The sequence below is a fragment of the Niastella vici genome (genome assembly GCF_002077945.1).
GTDB classification, from domain to species: Bacteria; Bacteroidota; Bacteroidia; order Chitinophagales; family Chitinophagaceae; genus Niastella; species Niastella vici.
In genome coordinates this window covers 338,578-364,311 of record NZ_LVYD01000002.1, presented here as the reverse complement: position 1 = coordinate 364,311, position 25,734 = coordinate 338,578, and the positions used below count along the sequence as shown (strand labels likewise).

Sequence of the window (25,734 nt, the reverse complement as noted above, 5' to 3'; positions counted from 1 at the left end):
ATTGGCGCAAAACTACTTATTTGGTATGAATATAGTCAATAGCGACGAAAACATCATCAGTCCGTCCAGTACAAAGTAGTACAGGTAGTCGCTAAAGTTCTTTTTGGCTACCGGGTACAGTACGGCCGTTATGGCGCCGGGAATAAGCAAAAGAACAATAGTGAGCACCGAAAGTTCATTGAAATACAACCCGGCGGTACTTATGGCAAACCCCGCCAGTGAGCCTGCAAAAAGGTTATTAATGCCCCGTTCGTTAAAATAGGTGATCATACTTCTTATGCCCGCCTGTTTGTCATAGTCGCGGTCGCGGTAATCGAAAATGATGCAGATGGCATAAATGAGCAGGAACCGGCTTGTACAAAACAAAAGGGCGGCCATGTTCCAGTGATGGTTATCGATGGCAATGGGTAAAAAAGTGGTCACATACATCCATACAAATGCCAGGAACAGGGTTTTTCCCACTGCAATTCTGCTAAGCCAGGCAAAGGGGCCGTATCGCAATTTGGGGGCCGAATACAGGAAGGTAAGCAGCGCGGCGCCACCCAGCCAGAACCAGTGTTCAATAAAGCGGAAAAAATACCAGGCCGAAACGAGGAACCCCACGCCGGTCAATACCAGGTGCAGTATTTTATGTTGCTGGGTCCAGCGCACCCGGATGTTTTCACTGGTGGCGTTGGCGCTCAGGTACCAATGGAAGTTATAACTGCAAAGGGTTGAAAAAAATACAAATACCAGGTAAGCTGTGCCATCGTACTGCAATTGCAGCAACTGGTTTGTTTGAATGACCATCAACAAGGCACAACCGGCAATAAAACAACTGGTGAACAGGAACCAGTCAAATAAATATTTCAGCATCCTTCAAGCTCTCAAATACAAAAAAACTAGGGAACTCTTTCAACAACAATTTTGTCGGTAACGGTAGTATCGCTGGTATGGCCCTTTTTGTCCTTCAATACGATCTGGAACGCAATCGTATCGGGTTCATAGCCATTGGGAGCTCCCGCCTGGGCATCGGGTTTTTGAGCTGAAACAACATCTAAGGCATACTGTAAAGTTACCTTTATCTCACCTTTCGTTTTGTCAGGAAATGTAGGGAGCTTGTATTTAAAATCGTTGTTAGGGATCAGCGGTTTTGCTTTTGAATTAAGCCGTAATTTGTGCAAAAAGATCGAATCCAGGTCGCCCTGTTTATCGGTGAACTGCATTTTTATTTCAAGTGGGCTGTTTAATGGAACCTGGCCTGGGTTTATGGATGTTACTTCAACCGTAGGTTTATCCTGATACTTATCTTTGCTGCAGGCAAAAACGATCAATGCCAGGGAAAAAGCGAGCGTACTATATAAAACAAGCTTTTGCATATGTTTTAATTATCGTGTACAAAATTATAGGTCAAAAGTCTGCAATAATATTATGATTTGTGAAATAGAAGATAAAATTTTTACCCTTGAACCGGTTGATTTTGAGCAATTGGCGTTAGAAATCTTCCAATTCCAGTACAATAATAATGCTATTTATCAGCATTACGTAAATGCGCTGTCAATAGTTGGGGCAAATGTGCGGTCTGTTGACCAGATCCCTTTTTTACCGATCCGGTTTTTCAAGACTGCCGATATTAAATCGACTGTTTTTGAACCGGAAGCGGTTTTTGAGAGCAGTGGCACCACGCAAACCGTCAACAGCCGCCATTATGTTAAAGACCTGAACATTTACCGCAACAGTTTTTTAAAAGCCTGGGAACGGTTTTACGGACCGGTGCAGGACTGGTGTGTGATAGGGTTATTACCTGCTTATCTCGAGCGCCAGAACTCTTCGCTGGTGGTAATGGTAAATGACATGATCAAATTAAGCGGGCACCCGCACAGCGGGTTTTACCTGTATGAGCACGATAAGCTGGCCCAGGTGTTGCAGGAACTGGAAAAACAGGGACAGAAGACCATATTGATAGGCGTTACGTTTGCCCTGCTCGATTTTGCTGAAAAATACCCAATGCCGCTGCAACATACCGTTATCATGGAAACAGGTGGCATGAAGGGCCGCCGCCGTGAAATGACCCGGGAAGAAGTGCATTTATTGCTCACCACGGCTTTTCAAACCCATGCCATTCATTCGGAGTATGGGATGACGGAACTGTTATCACAAGCTTATTCATATGGGGATGGAATATTTAATTGTCCGCCCTGGATGAAAGTGCTGGTGCGGCAGGATGATGACCCGCTCGATGTTCGGTTAAGCGGCAGCGGTGTCATCAATGTAATTGACCTGGCCAATTTATACTCCTGTTCGTTTATTGCAACCGATGATGTTGGTACGGTAATGCCCGATGGTTCATTTGAAGTATTGGGCCGTATTGATACCAGCGATATTCGCGGTTGTAACCTGTTAATAGCAGGCATATAGATTTTAACAGCCTGTTATGCAACGCCTGCTCAACGATATTAGTCAATGAGTAAAAGAAACCAGATATGAAATTAATTTTTATTTTAATGGCGTTGCCGGTGCTGGCCTCCACCTGTGGAAAGGAAAAAGAAAAGGATGGTTTGCTGAAAGGTAAAGTAGTGCGTCAAACATGCGCCAGCATGGTGGTTCAGGTGTTGAATAATGATTCAATTGGTGAAGATGGCTGGAAGGATATGATGAACAACAATGCGCAATACGATAATGTGTTTTCTGTTGCCAACGTATGCAAATTACCTCAAGGGGTAAAAGCCGGTGCTACCATCACTTTTAAAACGGCTACGCCGGTGAACTCAGGTTGTATTTTTTGCATGATGTATGATGCGGCGCCCAAAGCGCAATTTGATATTACTGATGTTTTTATTGGGAAGTAATTGATTGAATTATAAAAAGGGTGGGTGATCCCCGGCTGTCAGGTGACCCACATTGCAAAAAGGTGAGCCGCTCCTAAAGAGCGACCCACCTTTTTCGATAAAGTCCTGTTAATACTTACGATACAGCACAAGGGGTTTATTATTATAAAAAAAGGGATTGTAGATTTATGCCAAACCCTTAACGCACATGAAAGCCCTGCTCTTTTTTTGCTTTATCCTTTTCGCCTGCGCGGCCATTGCCCAGGAACAACCTTTTAAACTGGTAAACAGAGATTCTGTAAAGCTGGCCGTAACCGATACCGCCGCTTCAACTTATTATCCCAAATTGTTTGAACGTTTTCAGCATTTCGACACCACGCTCTCCCTCGATGATTATCGTCTGTTGTATTACGGTTTTGTTTTTCAGGATGGTTATTCCGGTTATCCCGATGAAAAGAAAAGAGAGATCAGGGAACTGCTGGGCAAAAAGAAATATGACAGGGCTTCCCAACTTTGTGATGTGGCGCTGCATGATGTGCCTGTTGGGCTAACGCCTCATTTGTTGAAAGCGCTGGTGATGTATAATATGGCCGACAATGATTCTTCGCAATTGTTTGCCCGGCGGTACCGCATGTTGCGCGATGCTATATTGTCAACCGGCAACGGGTTATCATGTAATACGGCGTATAAAACCATTTATGTGAGTGATGAATATGAGATACTGAAGAACCTGAAACTGGAAAGTGAGGGGCAAAGCCTGGTATATCCCTGTGATGCGCTGCATGTTTCTCCTTCAGAATATTTTGAGAAAACGATTATTTACTTCGATACTTCTGAAACGTTCATCTTCATGCAGCAACAGTTGAAAGATAAAAAGTAAGTGTGGCACAGGTTTTATTGCAACTGCTGTAGCGCCAGGTTCCTCCATGTAATGTGCAATAATTTTAGTAACTTAACTGTACAACCCTTTTAATCAAAATACATCATGGAGATCAAAGCAACCCACGGCTTTAAAATTGAAGCCGGACAGGATCGTTTTAATGAAAAGGTCTCATTCCTGGGCGGCACGTTCGAATGCAAAGTATCATCAACCGATAGCAGGGAGGGGCTTTGTATATATGACACTACCAAAATGGAAAAAGGCGGTCCGCCCTATCATTTTCATTATACACAGGACGAATGGTTCTACATTCTTGAAGGGGAATTTGTTTTCAGGATCGGCGACGATATTTTCAATGCCAAAGCAGGCGATTCCGTATTTGCGCCCCGACAAATACCGCACACTTTTGCCAAAATAAGCGATACCAATGGAAGAATGCTGGTAGTGTATCAACCGGCTGGTACTATGGATGAATTCTTTTCACAGGCCAGTCAGCTGCCCGATGGCACTTTACGCGATTTTGAACGGTTATACCGCATCCATGGCATGGAAATAGTTGGCCCGCCGCTGAAGTTCGACTAATAGTTTGACGGGTGCTTACCGGTAAGGCACTGCCAGCAGTCCTGTACACGGAAGGGTGCATTGGTTTTGATGGCTTTCAAAGGCCAGCTCTATCAGGCGAATGGTATTGTATCCATGTTCAATGCGTTCCTGTACCGGTTTATGGTTTGCGATAGTGTCATAAAGATTTCTATAATACGCCGCATAATCGCCCTTAAGCGAAGGATAGCGCTCCCTGATAATCTTTCCATCCATTTCAGTATGTAGCAGGCCATAGATGTTTTCCTGTTCCTGCCCCCAATCATTTCCAACTGGTAATTTACCGGCACGCAACAACGCTTCCTGCGGATCTTCCCCCGATTTTACAAACGATCCTTTGGTGCCATGGATCAGGTAACGTGGCCCGGGTTCGCGCACCAGCATGCCGCCCTGCAGTATCACTTTCAAAAAACCATAATCGAGCCGCAGATCGAAGTAGTCATCTACTTTGGCATGTGGCCGTTGCATCCTGATATCTGCTGCAATGGAATTGGGCAGGCCAAACAGGTACAATACCTGGTCAATAAGGTGTGGGCCTAAATCGAAGAGAATGCCACTGCCGGGCAATACGTGTTCGCGCCAGGCCTGGGGCCTTGCTTCGGCGCGATAGCGGTCGTAATGTCCTTCAAACGTATGCACATTACCCAGCAGTTGTTTGTCGAGTATTTCCCTGATGGTGAAGAAATCGCTTACATACCGGCGGTTCTGGTAAACGCTCAGCACTTTGCCACTGCGATTGGCAATTTCAGCCAGTTGTTTGGCTTCGGCCGATGTATTGGTGACCGGTTTTTCAAGCACCACATGTTTGCCGGCTTCCAGCGCTGCTTTGGCATAAGGGAAATGCGTTTCATTGGGCGTGGTGATCACCACCAGGTCAATGGCATTATTTTGCAGCAGTTCCTCCATGGTTTTTACCACCTGCACCTGCGGAAACATTTCTTTTGATTCCTGTTTATGCCGTTCAACCACACTAACGAGTTGAAAGTGGTTGTTGGTAGCAATAAAAGGCGCGTGAAATACTTTGGCTGAAATGCCGTAGCCAACTAAACCTACATTTATCTGTGAATTCATTATTTGATTTTGATGTGATTAGGGAGGGCTGTGCTTTAATTTCTGATTTGGCGATTTTGAGATTTCGCGATTTCATCATGTTGGGCCTAATAAGCAAATCTCAAAATCCCGAAATCCCAAAATCAGCAATATCATCAGCACAATATTCTCCTATCTCTCGCAATAATCATCCACTCACCATTGACAATTCCGTTCTCAACAGTATAGCCTCTTTCGTACAGGGCAACGGTGGGGCAAACATGTATTGGCACGCCATACAACACATCACCAGGTTTAAAGGTGTGGCCTTCGCCGGCCTCCAACACCAGGTGCTCTTCGCTTTGTGATACGGCTTTCAAACCGGGTGCATTCAAAAACACCACCCGCCTGCCTATTTCATTTTCTGCCGCTACCGATTTATGCCCAAGGTCAACACATATTTGCGTGGCATTGGGCTGCGATATAACCCGCGTAATTACCAGGGCCGCCAGTTGAAACGGTTGCTCGGCGCAGGTATCGAGATAGCTTTGGTCCCAGAAAACAAAGGTGCCCGGACTGCATTCCACTGCTTCGCGTTTGGCATGAATGGGAAAAGTGGGCGATCCGCCGGCAATGATCTGAATATCGGAATAACCTATTGACCGCAATTGGGCTTTCATCGCTTCCACCTTTGCAAAAGCTTCGTTAGCGGCGGCCGTGCGTTCTGCCAGGGTGCCGCGGATATGCCCGTCGTAAGCATGCAACCCGGTCATTGATAAACCGCTTGCCTGTGCACAATAGTTGTAGAGAGTAACGGCCGCATCGCCGGGTGCAATACCGGTACGGTTCTGCCCAACATTCAAATCAATATAAACGGCGATGGTAGCGCCTGCTTCGGTAAAAGCTTTGGCAATGGCCTGCGCGCTGGGGATATTATCGACCAGGCAGGCAAAATGTGTATCGGGGTATTGTTGCGTTACCTGCACAAAGCGGTTCAGCTTGGGGCCAACCGGTTGATAGGCCAGCACCACATCGGGCGCCCCGCTCATCGCCAGCATTTCGGCTTCGGCAATGGTGGCGCATTTGAATTTGTTGATGCCTGCCGCCAGCAGCAATTGGGTAACTTCTTTGTTCTTGTGTGTTTTTGCATGGGGGCGCAGCCGTTGCGGATCATCGATCATTGCCTTCAACGTTTCGATATTTGCTTTCACCCGTTCCGGATAAATGACCAGGGCCGGAGAATCTAATTCATCGATGTTTTGGATCTGGTACCAGTTTGCTTGCATGGTTGGTTGTTTTGTCGCCGATTCGCGAAGGTAGGAAATGTGCAGAAGCGGTTTACACAAAAAAATCCATGATGAGCACACCAATGAGGCCCATTACCGAAACAATGGTTTCCATCAGCGACCATGATCTGATGGTATCCCGTATGCTGAGGTTGAAGTATTCTTTGTACATCCAGAAGCCTGAATCGTTTACATGCGAAAACAACAAACTGCCCGCGCCAATCGATAATACCATCAAATTCGGATTTACCTGCATTTGTGGTATTACCGGCCCAATGATGCCGGCAGCGGTTAAGCCGGCAATGGTTGCCGAACCAACGCAAACTCTTATAAGGCCCGCTATCAGCCAGCCCAATACCAACGGATGCACCTGCCAGCCCTTCACGCTTTCGGCGATCGTCATACTTACACCGCTGTCGGTGAACACCTGTTTTAATACGCCGGCGCCGGCTACCACCAGCAAGATCAGCGCTACATCTTTGATGGCCTCGCCATAAATATCCATAACGGCCTTTATTGACCTGCCCGTGTGCAGGCCAAGCGTAAAGGTGGCGGTGAGCAGGGAGAGCAGCATTACGATGGTTGGATCGCTGATGAATTGCACTATTTGCAAAGGAGCGCCTGATAAAGTAGTAATATATGGAATAATGGTAGTAATGGTTATCAGCAACACCGGCAGCAGGGCCGTTAAAAAACTATTTGCGGTATGGGGCATTTGTTCATCGGGGATCATTTTGGGTTGAAAGGTTTGCAACGGCGTACTGCGAATATGCTTCAGCGTTTTCGCGAATAATGGTCCGGCCACAATGATGGAAGGAATGGCCAGTATGATGCCATATAATAAGGTAAGCCCCATATTGGCTTTAAGCTGTGTTACCAGCGCGGTAGGCGAGGGGTGAGGCGGTAAAAAGCCATGGGTTACCGATAAGGCGGCCAGCATGGGCAACCCTATATATACGGCCGGTAATTTATACTGGTATACCACAGAAAAGATCAATGGCACCATCAATACAAACCCTACGTTATAATAAAGCGGAATGCCCACAATAAAACCAGTCACCATTAATGCCCATTGCAGGTGTTCTTTACCAAAAATGCGCATGAGCACCTGCGTCATCTTTTGGGCGGCGCCGCTTTCTGCCACCAGTTTTCCCAGCATGGCGCCCAGCCCAATGATCACTACCAGTGAGCCGAGTGTATCGCCAATGCCTTTTTGTACCGAGGCTGGCAATTTATTTAGTGGAATACCGAGGAACCAGCCTGCTACAAGCGATACCAGCAAAAAGGCCAGGAATGGATTGAATTTTGCCCAGGATATAAGCAATACCAGTGAAAGAATGCAAAGCAGGATGATGAAAAATGTTGTCATGGTTCAATCGTTCTGTGTAATGGTACCGGGTATACGAAATTCCCCACCTAGTGGTTTTAGTTCCCCTTTCACTAATGTAATGATCTTTTTTGGGAATTGATGGTAAAATCGACCGGTGTTGAGTAATGAACAACGGCCGGCTGGCATTGGCTTTTAAGTTATCAACTCAACTTCTTAACTTGGCGCTATGGATTCTCTTACGCATATAGTTTTAGGTGCTTGTATTGGGGAAGTATTTATTGGTAAAAAAGCTGGCAGGCGTGCCCTGTTACTCGGTGCTGTGGCGCAGAGCCTGCCCGATATTGATTTTGTGGCCGGCTTCTGGATGCCCGTCACAAAAGATCTGATGGCCCACCGGGGCATTACCCACTCCTTATTGTTTGTATTGCTTGTTACACCCCTGCTGGCCTGGCTGGCCGACCGGTGGCGACGTCCGCATAATATTGCTTTTTCTACCTGGCTCTGGTTTTTTGCGGCGGAGTTATTGACCCATCTGGCGCTGGATTGCTTTAATGCGTATGGTACAGGTTTGCTGGAACCGTTCTCGCACCGGCGTTTTTGTGTGCATGCCATGTTTGTGGCCGATCCGTTATTTACCATTGTGCCGTTGGCAGTGACGATAGCCCTGTTGTTCATGAAAACCGATTACCGGCGAAAGCGCTGGGCCGCTATTGCGTTCATCTGGTGCGGCTTTTACCTCCTCATCGATGTTATTAACAAGTCTATTATAGAAGCGGCTGTAAAACGCATCGCCAAAGAACAACATATTGAATACCGGCGGCATTTTACCACTCCCACGCCCCTGAATAACCTGTTGTGGTATGTGGTGCTGGAAACCGATAAGGGCTATCATATCGGTTACCGGTCGGTGTTCGACAGCAAACCTTCGATCAGGTTCACTTTTTTCCCCCGCAATGACAGTTTATTAAATCCGGTGAAGGACCTCGATGAGTTGAAAGATCTGTTTGTTTTTTCGCAGGGATATTATACAATTGAGCGCGAAGGAAAATCGCTGGTGTTCAATGATCTCCGGTTCGGCCAGCGGGTTGGCTGGTATAAACCCGATGCCACCTTTGTTTTTCATTTCTACCTGCAGCAGCCTTATGGCAATAATTTAGTGGTGCAAAGGGGGCGTTTTGCCGGTTGGAATAAGGCGGTGTTTGAGTCTATGTGGCATAGGATAAAGGGGGAGTGAATTTCAATTCAAACAGTACGCTACAAATTCGAAGTGCCGGTTGCCAGGTACCAGTTTCCAGTTGCCGGGCCTTGAATGCCGATCTTTCTGCCTGTAGTCGGAGTCTCCGAATTTTTTACCCGGTAACCAGGACCCGGTAACCGGGACCCGGTAACTGGTAACTCATCTTTGTTTAAAGTAGAATGTAAACAAATAGAATATAATTCTTACCAACCAGTATGAACAGTATTGAATGAACCGCTGGAAGAAGTTGTATCTTTTATTGTAATCTTCCTGTGTCACGGGTATGCAATCCTTTTCAATAATGGCCTCAAGCTGTTGTTGTACATGGGTGGCGAATTCAACGTCATTTACGTCAACATTCAATTCAACACTGGCATAGGCGCTGATATCATTTACATTGTAGGAGCCAATGGTTACCCATTTGCCATCGCGGGTGGCCATTTTACCATGTAATACCGACTGGTTATATTCATACAGTTTTATATTGCGCTTCAACAACCAGCGGTACATATAGCGTTCGGCATGTTTGGCCAGTTTTACATCCGATTTTCCGGCTACAATAACCTTGATCTCAATATTACGTTTGGAGGCTCTTGTGAGCTGATGCCTGATGATGGAGCCCGGTAAAAAATAACCCGACATAAGGATCACGTGTGAGGTGGCCTGTTTCAGCATGTTAATATAACTGCGGGAGATCTGGTTCTTGCGTTTTACCCAATCATTGCGGCGAATGCGCAATGGGCTGTTTCCGGCGCTGGGAATGGCCGGTATTTCATGCCGCAAGTTCCGCTTTAAGGCCATTTGCCCGGGCCGGGCCCAAACATCAATACATACTTTAAACAGGGCGCCGGCGGCTTGGCCTTCCATGTACAGCGCCCAATCGAGCCAGGCGGGTTCGTTGTCCATGTCGTTATACCGGTTGCTGATATTGATGCCACCTACCAGTCCGTAGTGACCATCAACCACCAGTACTTTGTGGTGCATGCGGCGGCCGAAGTAAAAATGTTCGCTTTTTAACAGGGGTTCAAAAAAACGGAAGTGAACACCGGCGGTTTGCAGTTCTTTTATAAAGCCGGCTGATAATTCTTTTGAGGCATACCCATCGCACAGGAGATATACATTAACGCCGCGTTTGGCTGCTTCCATAAGCCTGGCGGCAACCATTTGTCCGGTTTCATCATTTTCATAAATATACACCTGCAGGTGTATGGAATGTTGCGCATGGTTGATGAGCCGGGTGAGTGTAGAAAAATAATCCCGGCCACCCCTGACCAGTTTTACGCGGTTATGCGGAATGTAAGCTGAAGACTTTTTATTAATGCCACGCAACATAGCTGCCAAGCTACAAAAATTATACACGCGGCGTTAAACAGCCGTAAGAGAAGAACGAAGTCCTTTATTTTTTTCCGGGGTGAACAGTAATAATGCGATTGACAATAGTGAATGTAACCCCGCCGCCGGTATATTCCAGCATATTCAATACTTTCCTGATGTCTGATTCCCGCTCCACTTCACCACTGAAATGTAGCGAAGGCACACCGGCGTCGTACACAACATCCATATCGTACCAGCGGGCCAGTTCATTCATCACTATTTTGAGCGAGGTATTCCTGAAAACAAATTCACCGTTCTTCCAGGCTATTTCCTGTTTTACGTCAGCATCCTCAATGGTAACGGTGCTGTCGGCTGCAATCAGTTTTTTGCCTGGTGCAAGCAGGCTCGATCTGTTGTTCCGGTCTACTTTCACCAATCCTTCCACTACGGTTGTTTGTGAACGGTTATCTTCTTTGTAGGCTGTGATATTGAAAGAGGTACCTATTGCCTGCACTTCCATATTATCAACTGATACAATGAATGATCTTTTGTTACCGGTTTGGGGAATAAGGGCGGAGGCTACTTCAAAATAGGCTTCGCCGGTAAAAATGACCCGGCGGTCGTTCCCATTGAAATGAACGGGGAACTGCAGGGTAGAAGCGGAGTTCAACCAAATACGGGTGCCATCATCGAGCGTAACCTTGTATTCGCCACCGCGGGGTGTGCGAAGCGTGTTGAAGCCGTTTGTGTTGGCGATGGAGTTGGTTAATTTATATTTCAACTGACCATTCTGTTCTTTCAGGATAATGACATTACCCTGTTGTGCAATGTTGCCATTGTTCATTTCATTGAGTGATACGGTTGAGCCATCTGCAAGGATCAGCACAGCTTTTTTGGTATCGGCCGGAATGCCGGGTGATTTTTGCTTTGCCAGCACTATTACTGATTTGGGGATGGGTTTTTCTGCCTTGTTCAATGCAACATACGTGATGCCACCTGCTACCAGCAGCAGTGCGGCAGCCACCATGTACCACCATATTCTGAAGTAAACCTTTTTGCCGGTAGCAGCATGCGGAAATAGCCGTTGGGCCAGCCGCTCATAAGCCTGGTTGGGATCGTAGGAATGCAATTCATACAGGTCGTTCCCCAGTTTTTCCTCATCCATCAGTTCTTCATATAAGATATAGTTATCATTATTTTCCTGAATCCAGGCATTCAGTTCCTGCCGACCTTCGGTCGACAGGCTGTCTTGCAGGTCGGCGAGAATGAGCGAGGCAATATGTGATGCTTTTTCCATTAGTTGTTCATTCATAAGAAAAAGTTTAATTCATAAATATGAGCATGGGCCAGGGCAGGAATGGTTGGTTTGAAAATGGACTGTTGTTGCTTTACTATTTTATGGATACTTCATTGCTGCAACGGAAAATGGGTGTAGCAGAAATGGTGTTGTGTTCTGATTGTATTGTTGTAAAAACAACAATTGTTATGAATTGTACTAAAGGGTAAGGTAAAATCTTTAATAAATTGATGGCTTTACAGAATATTATTTAAGGGTTGGGTAGGAATGCTAATGGTATAGCAATAATACCCCGGTTTATTGTACGATTTTCGTAAGATGCTGATTGGCATTAAAAGTACGATAAGTACGGAAGCTGAAACCGGCCCTGGTGTTTATCATGTAGTGTAGAATCATGGGGAACTTCAAAAACAGGTGCCCCTCTAATATTATAAAACAAATAATGTTAATGGTTTGCCTAAACAAAAAGGTAAAAACCGAAAAGGATATGATTGTAATCAAGTGGCCAGGCTAAAAAATGGGGAGAAAACCCCTAGACGGCCTTCGTTCGCTGTTACCCCGGCCTCTTACCCGCGGCCCCTGAACATACCCCCCGGCCAGCACTCTGGGGAGCACTACACCTATCATTGATGGTAGTTTACTGGTGGTTTAATGGCAGCCAGCTAGCCTTGGGTTGCACTGGGATGCTCTGGAGCCCCTATACAGTAACTCTGGGGCGCAGTGCAACCCCAAGGCAGTACTTAGGCCATACTTAGACCATGCCCTGAGCATCCCCAAAGCATGCCCTGAGCATTCCGGTAGCATCTGGGGCGGCACCTGTACCAGGGCGCGCCCCTCGTTCATAAAAACACTATTGGTTGTACCGGTCAGCCAATTATAATGCAGGTGTGTGACCGTTACACAAAAAAAGACCGCTTGCGCGATCCTTTTTGGGATTAAGTGAAAAGTTGGGGGATTGTTTGTTAAGGCATAGATCTTCTGGAGTCTGAAGAAGAAGAAATTAATGTCTCGAACACCTCTTAAAGATGCGCTGAACGCCTTGATCCCCTTTTACCGGGATTCTGACCATCTTGCCTAAGAATTTGACCTGAACCGCTTCCAGGTCTTAGCTTTTTGTTGTTGATTAAACACAAAGTGGAATAATTAGCAATTGCCCGTTAATTAAATCGCCCCTTTTAGGGGGCAGGGGGTAACAACACGATCCCATGTTCCGGCTTCCAGTTCTTACCGAAGCGAATTCCTTGTTCTTCTTTTTTTGATAAATGTAAAGTGGAACTAACAATAGCTGTTAACAGGTGCCCCCTTTAGAGGGACAGGGGGTGAGGTATAAAAATAGAAAAGCCGGGTAAGACTACCCGGCCGTGGGGGATTCCTGCGCCTCTTCTGTACCAGGAAGAGGGATAATTGATGCACATGAGGAATGCGAATGAGACAAGTGACTCCTAACGGTGTTAGGGATATAATACCATTATATAAACCATTCAGGCATTTACTACCCAATGGATATAATAAGCGTACTTAATACAGACTAATCAGTAAAACCTTTTGGAATTAGAACAGAACTACTACTAACGTGGAGCCTTGAGATGCTTAAATATAATACACTTCATTCGTGTATTAAGGATGCCGGTTCTTTGTGGTCCCGCCATGCGGGAGAGAAAGGAATTTATAAAGATGTTCGAATTTTAAAAAGAAAAGGGAGAGTAGAAACACTCCCTTGTAGTGACCCAACCAAACAGTCACATGAGATTCCCGCTCGACATTCCGTCTTCTCGTCTGGCTGAAAGAACGAAAAGTACAGATGTATACATCGGGCGGACAAACAAGGCCTTTTGTAAAGGCTCACGGTTCATTTATCGTTCAGGGTTAATAAAAGCAGTTCACTAAAAAACTATTAACCCTTCGCACTAGTAAAATCACACGCTACAACTTATTAATACTATAAAAGAACTGAGGTACAGAAAACAAGCAGTTCGCAGCTAAAAATGTCAAAGTGTTTTAGATGGCTATACTTTTTAAAACACAACTCGTTTAACATATTTAAGCGCAAAGAGCAATTCACAATGTATCCCGCACGGCCGAATAATAACCAGTTTAGTATTAAAACAACTTTCAACGCATTTATTACTATTCCAAATCAAAAAAAATTTAATAAAATTCAATAAATGGGTATTTACACCTACCCGCAGGCCCTTTTTGTGTAATAAAACTGATCTTTAGGCAGGAAAATGTAAGTTTTGGCAGTTGGCCGAGCCAGCCCTTATAAGGGTGAATAACAGCAACAGGTTCATGAGGTCACGGTCGCGCAGCCGAACTTTCAGCAATTGTATGGCCCTGGCTTTTTGATTTTTTACGGTATGCACCGATATATTCATGAGGTCGGCGATCTCCTGGTTCTTTAACCCTTCCAGATATGCCAGTTTCAATACTTTACCACATTGTTCGGGCAGGTTATTTACTTCCTGCATAATCTCCTGCAATATTTCTGACCTTATCATTTCATTCAACACAAACTCTTCTTTTTCACCTGTTAAATAGGCCAGTTGCTTTTGGTTCAGCGAATCGCGTTTGGCCTGCTTTAAATGGTTCAAACAGGCATTGCGCACCGTAATATACATGAAGGCCTTCAGGTTCTGCAGGTTCTCAAAGTTGTCGCGCTTGTTCCATAATTTTATAAAAGCTTCGCCAACAATATCTTCTGAAGCGGCCTTATCGCCCAGCAACCGCTCGGCAAAAAGGCATAAAGGGCTGTAGAACTGCTTTAATAACGATTGTAAAGCATCGGGACCACCTTTCCTGAATGAAACAAGTACATCATTTTCCAATGGAATAGAACGCATTAGGACGAGTGTTTTTGCTAACCTTGATAATAAATGTTTAATAATTGATAGTAAATCACAACGTTACATGAGTTACGGTAAATCACAAACGCATTACGGGTATGGCATGCTCTATTCTTTGATTCTGGTTACAAGGCAGGCTTGAGGAACATTCAATCATTATAAGATAAGGTGAGCAATTGGCAGAATGCATCTGATGTTCTGAATGATCAGCAAGCAATTCACAACAAGATTACACGTAAAAAACAAATTATCAAAATCAAGTATGGGTAAAGGTGAATTTTTTAGCTGCAGGCCCGGGGTGTCAATCACCAATAATAAAGGTCATATGCTACCCGTTGCATGCAACTACAGACATAACGCATGGGTTATTAGCTGCAAACTATGACCATCGTCATACGCAAAAACATTATTGCATATTTTTTATTCGCGCGCCCGGCCTGCAACTGTTACACAAACCCTCAATCGTGGATCTTATAACCGTTTACACCAATAATTTTTACTGCACTCATTAGTGGGTGCATTGTGTTAAGCACAAAATTGAATTCCCGGTCAATCAATACAGAGGGCAGTTTTAATAATAAGTGATCTTTTTGAGTGAGCAGCGCCGAACCAATTTCCTGGCTGTCCTTACTAAAAGGCTGTTGCAGCCAGGTGATGGGTAGCTCGTATTCGGTTATTTCCCTGATAGAATGGGCCGGCACCTCAAAAGTGGTGAACGAAAGGGAAGGGGCAATATGTGTATGGCCGTGTGGGCCGTATATTCCATCAATGACTGTGACCTGCTTTCAGTAAGATAAATACAGGGAATGCCTGCGTAATTCCATCTGCCGCCATGTAGTTTGGCGCCCAGCCCGCTAAGGTCATGGGCATGTGCGGTTTTTCCGATGCGGTAAAGCTGCATAAAGGATAGCCGTTAGGTTAATATATGCCGTATTCAATACGGCCTAATTCTTTTTTTACTTCTTCAATGCCGTACAGGGTATCCAGCAATTCAAGTGGCGCCCTGCCTCCGAGCGCAGCGGCCGGGTGCCTGAGCCAGGCCTGAAAGCGTTCCCTGCTTTCAAACACTTCGCGCCCATAACTGAGGAACTCGGCAAAGCGCATAATGCGCTCACTGGTGGGCTGATCAAACTTTTCATCTCCTTTCTTTTTAATAAGGGTGGTGCGCGATATTAATAGCACGCTGCTTAAGGTGTGGTAATCGAAATCGGTTTCCGATTTAATGGCTTCCAGCTGTTTTTTAGTGATGCCATTTCGTATAATCCCGATCTTGTACTGTAAACTAAGTGAGTTAAAGTGGAAGGGGGCCGTTGGCCGGGCAGCGGGGCCCTGGCGCGTACCTGTTTGCGTAGGAGAAGCTGTATAAGCGTGACCTTGTCCTTTACCAACGTCGTGGTTGCTCTGGGGTTTTTTATTGCCAGCCATAAGGTTAAATGGTTTTCAGCCAAAGCTAGGCAAGTTTTTCCCGTTTATGAACACAGAGAACGCTTTGCAGCAATTTTTTGATTTAAAACAATTTATTACGTTAGTATATTCGTTATAGTGATGCGCGTTGGGTTAAATAGAAGGGTATTTCAATATGATCGGTGCTTTGTTCCAGTATAAGCTGGGCCGTTTTTTCACCCATCATCTCAAAGTCGGTCGATATGGTGGTAATGCCGTTCAGGATAATTTTCTTTAGCGGCGTTTCGTTGTACGAGATCACCCCAACGTGTTTGCCTACCTTTAGTTTGGTTGCCAGTATTTTTTCGATCAGGATAACGAGGTCGTTTTCCATGAGGTTGATGAATACCTCGCCTTCCTTGATGGGTTCGTTGGCGATATCGTGCACCACTTTATAATTGAACGCATACTGCTGGCAGAAGCGGTAAAAGCCTTTTAATATTTCAACCGGGTGGTAAGTGTACTCGGGGAAAATGATCTTGATGGTATGGTATTTACTCAGCGGTTCAAGCGATTGTTCCAGCGCATCATAGATATCCTTTTCAAAGTTTTCGTAAACGGCGCCGTATTTACCTTCAATACCGGGTATCAGCTTGTCCATCAATATCAGCTTTTCCTTGGGCAGGGTATTGATGATCTCGCTGGCGTTTTCGCCACCGTCGAGGAAATGTGGTATGATCACATAATGACTGTAATCGTTCTTTTTGTTGGCGATGAGCCGTTTGAAGAAGGCGAAGTCATTATTATAGATATAAAAATCAATGGAAGCCATTTCGCCCAGTGAAGCAACAAAGGCATCGTAAATGATCTTTTTGTGCGGGCTCAGTTTATTGAACAGCAGGAATATTTTCAGGTGTTGCCCCACTTCGGTGTTCTTTACAAAATATCCCTTACCCGGCACCGAGCCCAGAATGCCGATCTTTTTAAGGTGCTTATAACCTTTCTCGGCCGTATCTCTTGAGATCTCAAACTCAAAGCTCAGTTCGTTGATCGAAGGCAGCAACTCGTCTTTCTGGATCTTACCCTCACCAATAGCCTTTATAATGGAATTGGCCAACTGCAAATACTTGGGGGTAGCAGAATAATAGTCGATAAATAAATGCTGAAATATGGAATCTTTTTTCATGATAACCTCGCATGATGATTGAATGGTGTACAATCAACCTGTTTTAATGCCCGTCAAACTTAGTTAAAAAGCTAAATATGAGGCGGTTTTTCATTAAAAAAGACCATGATGGTACATGATGGGCTAATAATCGTTAACTTCTACTTTCACCTTTTTAATCCGGCATAGGCTGGCCATATAGAAAAACGCTACAAATGAATGCTATTCTTGGAGTTATATTTCATTTTTTAGGAGGTTTCGCATCCGGAAGTTTTTACATTCCGTACAAAAAAGTTAAAGGTTGGGCCTGGGAAAGTTACTGGATCATAGGGGGCCTTTTTTCCTGGTTGATAGTGCCGCCATTAGCCGCCTGGCTTACCATCCCCAACTTTTCAGAAATAATCAGCCAGGCTGGTGGTGCAGTAATAGGCTATACGTTCTTATTTGGGATCCTGTGGGGTATTGGTGGTTTAACTTATGGCCTGGGCGTACGCTACCTGGGTGTGTCATTAGGAAGCAGTATTATCCTGGGGCTTTGCATGGTGTTTGGCTCCCTTATCCCTTCCATTTACTATGATATTTTCCCTGCTGCCGGTAAAGATACTTTTAGCGCGCTGGTTGGCAATACATGGGGTAGAACCGTTTTATTGGGGCTGGCTGTATGTATAGTGGGTATCATCATTTGCGGAAAGGCCGGAACAAGAAAGGAAAAGGAATTGATGAAAGGAGGTGTTGATCCGCATGGATTGCCTGCAAAAAAGGAAGGCAAATCCGACCAGGGCATTGACCTCCATGTTGAGGCTGACAAAATTAAATTGGCAAAGACCGAATACCGGTTCGGACTGGGTTTACTGGTATCAATTATATCAGGTGTGTTGAGCGCCTGTTTCAATTTCGGGCTCGAGGCGGGCAAGCCAATGGCCGCAGTCGCAAACTCTTTATGGATGGCGGCTCACCCCGGCGAGGGCAATTTCCTTTATCAGAACAATGTAACATACGTAGTGGTGTTGTGGGGTGGGTTAACCACTAATTTTATCTGGTGTATGATCCTGAACGCCCGCAACAAGACCTTTGGCGATTATACCAATAAGAAAACACCGCTGCTGTCGAACTATATTTTCTCGGCACTGGCCGGTACAACCTGGTTCCTGCAATTCTTTTTCTATGGCATGGGCGAAAGCAAATTGGGCAATGGCCCCAGCAGCTGGATCCTGCATATGGCCTTCATTATTTTAACGGCCAATGCATGGGGACTGGCATTGAAAGAATGGGCAGGCGTAAGCAAGAAAACTAAAACAACGGTTATTATAGGCATTATTACCATTATTGTGTCGGTATTACTGGTAGGATATGGTAATTCGCTGAAGGGGTAAAAAGAAAGACATGCCAAAGTTCAGGGGAAAACAAACTTTGGTACGTCTATATAGAACAGAGGCTTGCCACGTCCGTCCCGGCAGGTGCTGGGGATAACCGTGACATTCCTTCAATGAATATTATAAAAAGAACAAATTAAAGATCAGACTATGTCAGCAACAAGTGCAGTAAAGTTTAAGCATGTAAGCTATTTGTGGGACGATGCCAAAGCGGCTTCCCTGAAGGGCGATGAAGTAGCCTTGTTAATTTACCGGAGTAATTTGTTGGGCGCCGATCTGCGTCTCACCAATTATGGTGGCGGTAATACTTCGTGCAAGGCCATCGCTAAAGACCCCTTAACCGGTAAAGAAACTGAAGTGATGTGGATCAAAGGGTCGGGGGGCGACCTGGGCACTATGAAAAAAAGTGGCCTTGCTGCCTTATATGTTGATCGTTTACGCAGCCTGAAAAACGTTTACCGTGGTATAGAACATGAAGATGAAATGGTAGAGCTGTTCAACCATTGCATTTTTGACCTGGCTTCAAAAGCGCCCTCTATCGATACACCATTACATGGTTTCCTTCCTTTCAAACACATCGACCACCTGCATCCCGACGCAGCCATTGCTATTGCTGCTGCAAAGGATGGTAAGAAAATAACACAGGAATTATTCAATGGAACGATCGGCTGGGTTGAATGGCAACGCCCTGGTTTTGACCTTGGTTTGAAGCTGGCCAAATGCCTCGAAGAAAACCCCGGCATCCGCGGCATCATGCTTGGTTCGCATGGTTTATTCACCTGGGGCGATACGGCTTATGAAAGCTACATCAACACCCTGGAAGTGATAGAGCGTTGCGCTGAATACATTGAAGAAAAAGTAAGCAAACAGAAAGCTGTTTTCGGTGGCGCCAAAGTTACTTCGCTGCCTGCTGAACAACGCAAATCACAAGCGGCTGCGCTGGCGCCTGTGCTGCGCGGTTTTTGCTCAAGCTACCAGAAAATGGTTGGTCATTTTACCGATGACGAAAGAGTGTTGAACTTCATTAACTCAAAAGACCTGGAGAAACTGGGACCCATGGGTACCAGCTGTCCCGATCACTTCTTACGTACGAAGATCAGTCCGCTGGTGTTGAACTTAACGCCTGGCGAAGAGTTGAGCGATGTAAGCAAAATAAAAGAGAAACTGACGCCGCAATTTGAAGCCTACCGCGCTATGTATGCAGACTACTACAATACCTGCAAACATGCTAACAGCCCGGCTATGCGCGATCCCAACCCGGTGGTGATCCTGTACCCCGGCGTAGGTATGTTCACTTTCTCAAAAGATAAACAAACTGCCCGTGTGGCCGCCGAGTTCTACATCAATGCCATTAATGTAATGCGTGGTGCCGAGGCGATCTCCTCATACACTTCGTTACCCCGTCAGGAAGCTTTTAACATTGAATACTGGTTACTGGAAGAAGCCAAGCTGCAACGTATGCCTAAGCCCAAAGCTTTATCGGGCCGCATTGCGCTTATCACCGGTAGCGCCGGTGGAATAGGGAAAGCTATAGCCAAAAAATTTGCCGACGAAGGCGCCTGTGTTATCATCAACGACAATGATGCACAACGCCTGGAAGGTGCAAAAGAAGATTTCAGCAAATCATACGGTAAAGACGTATTTGCCGCTGTGGTGCTGGATGTTACCAAAGCCAGTGATATCAAGGGCGCCTGCGATGCTGCCGCCCTCGCTTTTGGCGGCCTCGACATCGTAGTGAACTGCGCTGGTTTATCTATTTCAAAACCCATTGAAGAGCACACCGAAAAAGATTGGGATATTCTGTATGATGTACTGGTAAAAGGCCAGTTCTTCATGACCCAGGCTGGTGTTGATGTGATGCGCAAACAGGCTATCGGCGGCGATGTGATCAACATCGTGAGCAAGAATGCCCTCATGAGCGGTCCCAACAACGCCGGTTACGGTTCTGCCAAAGCAGCCCAGTTACACCTGAGCCGCCTCAATGCAGCCGAACTGGGTAAAGATCACATTCGCGTGAACGTGGTGAACCCCGATGCGGTTATCAGTGACAGCAAGATCTGGGAAGGTGCCTGGGCCGAAGGCCGTGCCAAAGCCTATGGCATTAAAGTGGAAGAATTACCTGCTTACTATGCCAAACGTACCTTGCTCAACGAGATCATATTACCTGAAGACATTGCCAATGCCTGCTTCGCGGTAACCGGTGGTTTGTTGAATAAATCAACAGGGAATGTGATCAATGTAGATGGAGGGGTAGCTACTGCTTTTGTGAGATAATTTTCCGAAGTAGGAGGTAAGATGTAAGAAGTAAGAAGAGGTTGAATGTTTTAGCCTCGCTATTGATTTCAATTGTATTTCTTACTTCATACTTCTTACTTCGTTTTCCTATATTCGATAATAAACATTTTTATGCCTAGAGTTGCATTCAAAATGAATTTATACAAGGGTCAGGAAGCTGAATACAAAAAACGTCATGATGCTTTATGGCCCGAACTGGAGGCATTATTGCGTGCAACAGGCGTTAGCGAATATTCGATCTTTCTGGATGAAACCACCAACAGCCTGTTCGGGGTATTGAACATCAATGACCCGGCTGCGCTGGATAATTTATCCGCTCATCCCGTTATGAAAAAATGGTGGGCCTACATGAAAGATATCATGGAAAGCAATGCAGATAACTCACCTGTGAGCATTCCGTTGAAAGAGGTTTTTTATTTGCCGTAGTAAGAAGAAGTAGGAGGTAGGATGTAAGAAGATGCTGATTGTTTTACCTCGCTATTGATTTCGGCTTGTATTCCTACTTCGTACCTCATACTTCTTACTTCGGTATCTTTGGTGGCAAGAGGCTCATGTTTTGTAAAAGATATTCCTAAAATACGATTGTATGCAAATAGACAAATATAAAATAGACGAGTTTAATAATAGTCTCCTTAAAGAACATAAACGCCGGTTCGATTTTGCCGCAGAAGGTATTACCGGTTTAGACTGCATCCTTAAAAAATTAGTTGATTTTCAAATAGCCATTCCCAGCTGGGCATTGGGAACGGGCGGAACCCGTTTCGGCCGTTTCAGTGGTGGCGGTGAACCCCGCACGCTCGAAGAAAAGATCGAAGATGTGGGACTGCTGCATTCGCTCAACAAGAGTGGTGGCGCCATTTCGCTGCACATTCCCTGGGATATTCCGCAAGATGCCAAAGCCATTAAAGCACTGGCAGCTCAACATGGTTTGCGCTTCGATGCCGTAAACTCCAACACCTTCCAGGACCAGCCCGATCAAAAGCATAGCTATAAATTCGGTTCCCTGCAACACGTTGATAAAGCAACCCGCAAACAGGCCATCGATCATAATATTGATGTAATAAAACAAGGGGTAGAACTGGGTTCCGATTCTATCACCGTTTGGTTGTCAGATGGCAGCTGCTTTCCCGGACAGCTGAATTTTCGTAAGGCATTTCAGCGCACGCTCGAAAGCCTGCAGGAAATTTATGCCGCCCTGCCCAATAACTGGAAGATGTTCGTTGAGTACAAAGCCTTCGAACCAAACTTTTATTCCATGACCGTTGGCGACTGGGGACAATCGCTGTTGTATGCCAGCAAACTGGGGCCCAAAGCCTATACGCTGGTCGATCTGGGCCATCACCTGCCCAATGCCAACATTGAGCAAATAGTAGCCCTGTTGTTAAGCGAAGGCAAGCTCGGAGGTTTCCATTTCAACGATTCAAAATATGGCGATGATGACCTTACTGTAGGCAGCATCAACCCTTACCAGTTGTTCCTGATCTTTAATGAGCTGGTTGAAGGTATGGATGCCCGTGGTATGCAACATGCCACCGACCTCGGCTGGATGATAGATGCATCGCACAACGTAAAAGACCCGCTCGAAGACCTGTTGCAATCAGTAGAGGCCATCAAGATCGCCTATGCACAGGCGTTGCTGGTTGATACAAAAGCATTGCAGGCCGCCCAGGAAGCAAGCGATGTGGCCAGGGCGCAGGAAATTCTGCAACAGGCCTACCGTACCGATGTACGTGCGTTGGTAGCCGAAGCCCGTTTACAGGCCGGGGCTGCACTGCAACCATTGCAATTGTACCGTCAATTGAAAGTGAGAGATAATTTAATTAAAGAGCGCGGTCAAAAGACTGTTGCTACAGGATTATAAAAAGGCCGTTGCAGGTTACAGGTTTCAGGTTACAGGGATAGATGTTTAACATGCTTCCTGAAACCTGTAACTTGTAACCTGTAACTGTTCTACCATATTCCAGAGGTTACAAGTGAGTGATAATAGAAACCTAATGAGTAGAATCCCCGTCATAGCGATATTTGATATTGGCAAAACCAATAAGAAGTTATTCCTTTTTGATGAGCAGTATAACATCGTACTCGAGAAAAGCGAGCAGTTCCCCGAGGTAATCGATGAGGATGGTGATTCCTGTGAAAACCTTTCGGCCCTTACCAACTGGGTGCGTAGTTGTTTGCAACAGGTTTTCCAGGATGCAACCTACCAGGTGCGGGCGCTGAACTTCAGCACCTATGGCGCCAGTTTTGTGCATATCGATAGCGAAGGAACGGCGGTGGCTCCGTTGTACAATTACCTGAAGCCTTACCCTGCCGGGCTGCAGGAGGATTTCTACAAAAAATACGGCGGCGAAATAGCCTTCTCTATTCATACCGCTTCACCGGTGTTGGGCAACCTGAACTCGGGCATGCAGCTGTACCGCCTGAAATACACGAAACCCGAACTGTTCGACCGTATTCATTATTCGCTGCATTTGCCGCAATACATGAGCTACCTGGTTACGGGCCGTGCTTATTCTGATATTACCAGCATTGGCTGCCATACCGGCTTATGGAATTTTCCGCAGAACCATTACCACGAATGGATATACCGCGAAGCCATCAATGAAAAGCTGGCGGCCATTTTCCCGTCAGATCAATTAATGCCTTCGCAATGGCAGGGGCAGGCCCTGTTAACCGGGGTAGGCCTGCACGATAGCTCTGCCGCCCTGATCCCGTACCTGTTCCACTTCACTGAACCGTTTGTATTGTTATCAACCGGCACCTGGTGCATCAGTTTGAACCCGTTCAACCAAACCAGGCTTACGTACGAAGAATTACAACAGGATTGTTTGTGTTATATGGAATACCGGGGCAAGCCCATCAAGGCATCGCGGCTGTTTGCCGGGTATGAGCACGAACAACAAACCAAAAGGCTGGCAACCCATTTTAATGTACCGCCCGATCATTACAAAAAAGTTGCTTTCAATGCCGACCTTTTACCCGGTGTAAATGGGTCTGCCGGCGCAGCTGCCGATAACAAAGCCGGTAAAACCGTCATGGTGCAGGAATCGGCTTTTGGCGCAAGAGACCTCAATGGTTTTCCCACGTACGAAGCGGCCTACCACCAGTTTATGGCCGACCTTATGACACAGCAGGTAGCTTCATTGAACCTGGTACTGCATAACAGTCCGGTAAAAAAGATCTTTGTAGATGGCGGCTTTAGCAAAAACCCCATTTATATGAACCTGCTGGCCAATGCATTTCCCACCCATGAAGTGTATGCCGCCTCTATGGCCCAGGCTTCGGCGTTAGGCGCTGCATTGGCTGGTCATACTGCCTGGAACAGGCATGCTCCTTCCTCTGATCTCATTGAGTTGAAATCATACAGCGCCCAGCTGGCGGCGAAATAAGAAAATAAAAAAACGTCCCGCCCAAACGGGAAGTTTGATAAAAGGAGGGTTTCGCAGGCTGTCTGCCCCCGGTTATTGAATTGATATTTTCAGGAGGGAACAGGATTGTAAAGTAAATTGCGGCCATTACTTTCGGAATTAACGAACTAACTACACCATATGAATAAATTTACCGGCACATTAATGGTTTCGTTACTGGCTGCAACAGCTGCTTTCTCCCAGGGCAAACCCGCCAACGATGTTACCGCTCCCCTGCATGCGCTGCAGCCCGATTATCCGGTGCCCTATGGCCCCATGAGCGAAGCCGATATTAAAAAGGTGCTGGATAAAGTATATACCTATCTCGATGCGGTTACCCCGGCGCAAATGATCAACCGGCAAACAGGGCAGGAGGTCACCGATGCATCGCAGTTTGATACGTCTTATGGTATTAAACCCGGTGATTTCAGGCTCACCGCTTATGAGTGGGGTGTTACTTACAGTGGCATGTTGCTGGCAGCTGAAACCAGCGGCGATACCCGGTACAACGATTACGTTAAACAACGCCTGTCGTTTATTGCCAAATGGGTGCCGGCCATCAAAAAGAAAGTGGCCGAAGGATCATTGAAGGGCAATTATGTATTTCGCCAGCCCATTGAACCGCATGCGCTCGATGATGTTGGTGCGGTATGTGCGGCGATGATCAAAGCCACACGCAGTGGGTTGAATAATGATCTGCGTTCGTTGATCGATAATTACATGAACTACATCAGCACGAAAGAATTTCGTTTGCCCGATAGCACCCTTGCACGCAACCGGCCGCAAAAAAATACCATCTGGTTAGATGATCTGTATATGAGCGTACCGGCGCTGGCGCAAATGGGAAAGCTCACCGGTAAAACCAGTTATTACGATGATGCGGTAAAACAGATAAAGCAGTTTTCGCAACGCATGTTCGATAAAGAAAAAGGTTTGTACATGCATGGCTGGGTGCAGGATATGAACCCGCATCCCATGTTCTACTGGGGCCGCGCCAATGGCTGGGCCATTATGGCGATGGTTGAACTGCTGGATGTGTTGCCTGAGAACCATCCCGGCCGGCCCTTTGTTTTGCAGCAATTACAGGCGCATGCAAAAGGACTGGCGGCGCAGCAATCGGGGTCGGGTTTCTGGCATCAGCTGCTGAACCGGAATGATTCTTACCTCGAAACATCGGCCACGGCCATCTATGCTTACTGTATTGCCCATGCGTGTAACAAGGGCTGGCTCGATGCCAAAGCCTACGCCCCCATGGCCATGCTGGCCTGGAATGCTGTTACTACAAAAGTGAATGCTACAGGGCAGGTTGAAAGTGTTTGTGTAGGAACCGGTATGGGTTTTGATCCGGCATTTTATTATCATCGCCCGGTGAATGTATATGCGGCACATGGGTATGGACCGGTGTTGCTGGCGGGGGCCGAAATGATAAGGTTGGTGAAGAATGATAAATTTAAGATGAATGATAGTTCATTACAATACGAAAAATAA

At 46.0% G+C, this 25,734-nt stretch carries 23 protein-coding genes; 11 read left to right on the top strand and 12 right to left on the bottom strand.

The window, feature by feature from the left end:
* Positions 1–12 precede the first annotated feature (12 nt).
* Together A3860_RS04855 and A3860_RS04850 are read right to left on the bottom strand one after the other, a co-directional pair.
* Complete coding sequence (locus A3860_RS04855; RefSeq protein WP_081145424.1) at positions 13–855, bottom strand: UbiA family prenyltransferase; 843 nt, start codon at positions 853–855, stop codon at positions 13–15.
* Between the two features lie 26 nt (positions 856–881).
* Complete coding sequence (locus tag A3860_RS04850) at positions 882–1,358, bottom strand: hypothetical protein (protein WP_081145423.1); 477 nt, start codon at positions 1,356–1,358, stop codon at positions 882–884.
* A 52-nt stretch (positions 1,359–1,410) separates the two neighbouring features.
* Between A3860_RS04850 and A3860_RS04845 the strand changes: the two genes are divergently transcribed.
* From A3860_RS04845 to A3860_RS04830, 4 genes are all read left to right on the top strand, one after another.
* Positions 1,411–2,397: a LuxE/PaaK family acyltransferase gene (locus tag A3860_RS04845; RefSeq protein ID WP_081145422.1), complete on the top strand. Its 987-nt coding sequence runs from the start codon at positions 1,411–1,413 to the stop codon at positions 2,395–2,397.
* 65 nt (positions 2,398–2,462) lie between these two features.
* Positions 2,463–2,828, top strand: coding sequence for a hypothetical protein (locus tag A3860_RS04840; protein WP_081145421.1), 366 nt, complete (start codon positions 2,463–2,465; stop codon positions 2,826–2,828).
* A 187-nt stretch (positions 2,829–3,015) separates the two neighbouring features.
* Complete coding sequence (locus tag A3860_RS04835; protein ID WP_081145420.1) at positions 3,016–3,687, top strand: DUF4919 domain-containing protein; 672 nt, start codon at positions 3,016–3,018, stop codon at positions 3,685–3,687.
* A gap of 105 nt (positions 3,688–3,792) precedes the next feature.
* Positions 3,793–4,269 (top strand): cupin domain-containing protein, encoded by a 477-nt coding sequence (locus A3860_RS04830; RefSeq protein WP_081145419.1) that lies wholly within the window; start codon positions 3,793–3,795, stop codon positions 4,267–4,269.
* Positions 4,270–4,284: 15 nt separating this feature from the next.
* Here A3860_RS04830 and A3860_RS04825 read toward each other — a convergent pair whose 3' ends face one another.
* The 3 genes from A3860_RS04825 to A3860_RS04815 all read right to left on the bottom strand — a co-directional run bounded on the left by A3860_RS04825 (position 4,285) and on the right by A3860_RS04815 (position 7,971).
* Positions 4,285–5,358, bottom strand: a complete 1,074-nt coding sequence (locus A3860_RS04825) for an oxidoreductase (RefSeq protein ID WP_081145418.1) — start codon at positions 5,356–5,358, stop codon at positions 4,285–4,287.
* A 134-nt stretch (positions 5,359–5,492) separates the two neighbouring features.
* Positions 5,493–6,602, bottom strand: a complete 1,110-nt coding sequence (locus A3860_RS04820) for a D-TA family PLP-dependent enzyme (RefSeq protein ID WP_081145417.1) — start codon at positions 6,600–6,602, stop codon at positions 5,493–5,495.
* A gap of 52 nt (positions 6,603–6,654) precedes the next feature.
* The gene (locus tag A3860_RS04815; RefSeq protein WP_081145416.1) at positions 6,655–7,971 is read right to left on the bottom strand and encodes a gluconate:H+ symporter; all 1,317 of its coding nucleotides are present in this window, start codon (positions 7,969–7,971) and stop codon (positions 6,655–6,657) included.
* Between the two features lie 187 nt (positions 7,972–8,158).
* On the opposite strand from A3860_RS04815, the gene A3860_RS04810 reads away from it, so the two are divergent.
* Positions 8,159–9,166, top strand: a complete 1,008-nt coding sequence (locus tag A3860_RS04810; protein ID WP_081145415.1) for a metal-dependent hydrolase — start codon at positions 8,159–8,161, stop codon at positions 9,164–9,166.
* Between the two features lie 162 nt (positions 9,167–9,328).
* Here A3860_RS04810 and A3860_RS04805 read toward each other — a convergent pair whose 3' ends face one another.
* From A3860_RS04805 to A3860_RS04780, 7 genes are all read right to left on the bottom strand, one after another.
* Complete coding sequence (locus A3860_RS04805) at positions 9,329–10,501, bottom strand: phospholipase D-like domain-containing protein (RefSeq protein ID WP_081145414.1); 1,173 nt, start codon at positions 10,499–10,501, stop codon at positions 9,329–9,331.
* A gap of 64 nt (positions 10,502–10,565) precedes the next feature.
* Positions 10,566–11,795, bottom strand: a complete 1,230-nt coding sequence (locus A3860_RS04800; RefSeq protein WP_081145413.1) for a FecR family protein — start codon at positions 11,793–11,795, stop codon at positions 10,566–10,568.
* 2,201 nt (positions 11,796–13,996) lie between these two features.
* Positions 13,997–14,620: an RNA polymerase sigma-70 factor gene (locus A3860_RS04795; RefSeq protein ID WP_081145412.1), complete on the bottom strand. Its 624-nt coding sequence runs from the start codon at positions 14,618–14,620 to the stop codon at positions 13,997–13,999.
* Positions 14,621–15,081: 461 nt separating this feature from the next.
* Complete coding sequence (locus A3860_RS40430; protein ID WP_394334787.1) at positions 15,082–15,357, bottom strand: RES family NAD+ phosphorylase; 276 nt, start codon at positions 15,355–15,357, stop codon at positions 15,082–15,084.
* Entirely contained in the window at positions 15,297–15,524 is a 228-nt protein-coding gene (locus A3860_RS42230; RefSeq protein ID WP_081145411.1) for an RES family NAD+ phosphorylase, read from the bottom strand. The genes A3860_RS40430 and A3860_RS42230 overlap by 61 nt, the downstream gene beginning before the upstream one ends.
* 17 nt (positions 15,525–15,541) lie before the next feature.
* Entirely contained in the window at positions 15,542–16,048 is a 507-nt protein-coding gene (gene parS / locus A3860_RS04785; RefSeq protein ID WP_081145410.1) for a type II RES/Xre toxin-antitoxin system antitoxin, read from the bottom strand.
* Positions 16,049–16,160: 112 nt separating this feature from the next.
* A complete protein-coding gene (locus A3860_RS04780) occupies positions 16,161–17,192 on the bottom strand; it encodes a GntR family transcriptional regulator (RefSeq protein WP_081145544.1) in 1,032 nt (343 codons plus the stop codon).
* Positions 17,193–17,386: 194 nt separating this feature from the next.
* On the opposite strand from A3860_RS04780, the gene A3860_RS04775 reads away from it, so the two are divergent.
* The 6 genes from A3860_RS04775 to A3860_RS04750 all read left to right on the top strand — a co-directional run bounded on the left by A3860_RS04775 (position 17,387) and on the right by A3860_RS04750 (position 25,734).
* Positions 17,387–18,544 (top strand): L-rhamnose/proton symporter RhaT, encoded by a 1,158-nt coding sequence (locus tag A3860_RS04775; protein WP_081145409.1) that lies wholly within the window; start codon positions 17,387–17,389, stop codon positions 18,542–18,544.
* A 150-nt stretch (positions 18,545–18,694) separates the two neighbouring features.
* Complete coding sequence (locus A3860_RS04770) at positions 18,695–20,818, top strand: bifunctional aldolase/short-chain dehydrogenase (protein WP_081145408.1); 2,124 nt, start codon at positions 18,695–18,697, stop codon at positions 20,816–20,818.
* A 132-nt stretch (positions 20,819–20,950) separates the two neighbouring features.
* Positions 20,951–21,265 carry an L-rhamnose mutarotase gene (gene rhaM / locus A3860_RS04765; RefSeq protein WP_081145407.1) on the top strand — a complete coding sequence of 105 codons (315 nt, stop codon included), beginning with the start codon at positions 20,951–20,953 and terminating at the stop codon, positions 21,263–21,265.
* A 160-nt stretch (positions 21,266–21,425) separates the two neighbouring features.
* The gene (locus tag A3860_RS04760) at positions 21,426–22,700 is read left to right on the top strand and encodes a TIM barrel protein (RefSeq protein ID WP_081145406.1); all 1,275 of its coding nucleotides are present in this window, start codon (positions 21,426–21,428) and stop codon (positions 22,698–22,700) included.
* Positions 22,701–22,833: 133 nt separating this feature from the next.
* Positions 22,834–24,228 (top strand): FGGY-family carbohydrate kinase, encoded by a 1,395-nt coding sequence (locus A3860_RS04755; protein ID WP_173820165.1) that lies wholly within the window; start codon positions 22,834–22,836, stop codon positions 24,226–24,228.
* Between the two features lie 159 nt (positions 24,229–24,387).
* A complete protein-coding gene (locus A3860_RS04750; protein ID WP_081145405.1) occupies positions 24,388–25,734 on the top strand; it encodes a glycoside hydrolase family 88/105 protein in 1,347 nt (448 codons plus the stop codon).

Excerpts from the sequence above, each read along its gene's own strand:
- A3860_RS04855 (WP_081145424.1), bottom strand. The coding sequence starts at position 855 with ATGCTGAAATATTTATTTGACTGGTTCCTGTTCACCAGTTGTTTTATT.
- A3860_RS04850 (WP_081145423.1), bottom strand. The coding sequence starts at position 1,358 with ATGCAAAAGCTTGTTTTATATAGTACGCTCGCTTTTTCCCTGGCATTG.
- A3860_RS04845 (WP_081145422.1), top strand. The coding sequence starts at position 1,411 with ATGATTTGTGAAATAGAAGATAAAATTTTTACCCTTGAACCGGTTGAT.
- A3860_RS04840 (WP_081145421.1), top strand. The coding sequence starts at position 2,463 with ATGAAATTAATTTTTATTTTAATGGCGTTGCCGGTGCTGGCCTCCACC.
- A3860_RS04835 (WP_081145420.1), top strand. The coding sequence starts at position 3,016 with ATGAAAGCCCTGCTCTTTTTTTGCTTTATCCTTTTCGCCTGCGCGGCC.
- A3860_RS04830 (WP_081145419.1), top strand. The coding sequence starts at position 3,793 with ATGGAGATCAAAGCAACCCACGGCTTTAAAATTGAAGCCGGACAGGAT.
- A3860_RS04825 (WP_081145418.1), bottom strand. The coding sequence starts at position 5,358 with ATGAATTCACAGATAAATGTAGGTTTAGTTGGCTACGGCATTTCAGCC.
- A3860_RS04820 (WP_081145417.1), bottom strand. The coding sequence starts at position 6,602 with ATGCAAGCAAACTGGTACCAGATCCAAAACATCGATGAATTAGATTCT.
- A3860_RS04815 (WP_081145416.1), bottom strand. The coding sequence starts at position 7,971 with ATGACAACATTTTTCATCATCCTGCTTTGCATTCTTTCACTGGTATTG.
- A3860_RS04810 (WP_081145415.1), top strand. The coding sequence starts at position 8,159 with ATGGATTCTCTTACGCATATAGTTTTAGGTGCTTGTATTGGGGAAGTA.
- A3860_RS04805 (WP_081145414.1), bottom strand. The coding sequence starts at position 10,501 with ATGTTGCGTGGCATTAATAAAAAGTCTTCAGCTTACATTCCGCATAAC.
- A3860_RS04800 (WP_081145413.1), bottom strand. The coding sequence starts at position 11,795 with ATGAATGAACAACTAATGGAAAAAGCATCACATATTGCCTCGCTCATT.
- A3860_RS04795 (WP_081145412.1), bottom strand. The coding sequence starts at position 14,620 with ATGCGTTCTATTCCATTGGAAAATGATGTACTTGTTTCATTCAGGAAA.
- A3860_RS42230 (WP_081145411.1), bottom strand. The coding sequence starts at position 15,524 with ATGCAGCTTTACCGCATCGGAAAAACCGCACATGCCCATGACCTTAGC.
- parS (WP_081145410.1), bottom strand. The coding sequence starts at position 16,048 with ATGGCTGGCAATAAAAAACCCCAGAGCAACCACGACGTTGGTAAAGGA.
- A3860_RS04780 (WP_081145544.1), bottom strand. The coding sequence starts at position 17,192 with ATGAAAAAAGATTCCATATTTCAGCATTTATTTATCGACTATTATTCT.
- A3860_RS04775 (WP_081145409.1), top strand. The coding sequence starts at position 17,387 with ATGAATGCTATTCTTGGAGTTATATTTCATTTTTTAGGAGGTTTCGCA.
- A3860_RS04770 (WP_081145408.1), top strand. The coding sequence starts at position 18,695 with ATGTCAGCAACAAGTGCAGTAAAGTTTAAGCATGTAAGCTATTTGTGG.
- rhaM (WP_081145407.1), top strand. The coding sequence starts at position 20,951 with ATGCCTAGAGTTGCATTCAAAATGAATTTATACAAGGGTCAGGAAGCT.
- A3860_RS04760 (WP_081145406.1), top strand. The coding sequence starts at position 21,426 with ATGCAAATAGACAAATATAAAATAGACGAGTTTAATAATAGTCTCCTT.
- A3860_RS04755 (WP_173820165.1), top strand. The coding sequence starts at position 22,834 with ATGAGTAGAATCCCCGTCATAGCGATATTTGATATTGGCAAAACCAAT.
- A3860_RS04750 (WP_081145405.1), top strand. The coding sequence starts at position 24,388 with ATGAATAAATTTACCGGCACATTAATGGTTTCGTTACTGGCTGCAACA.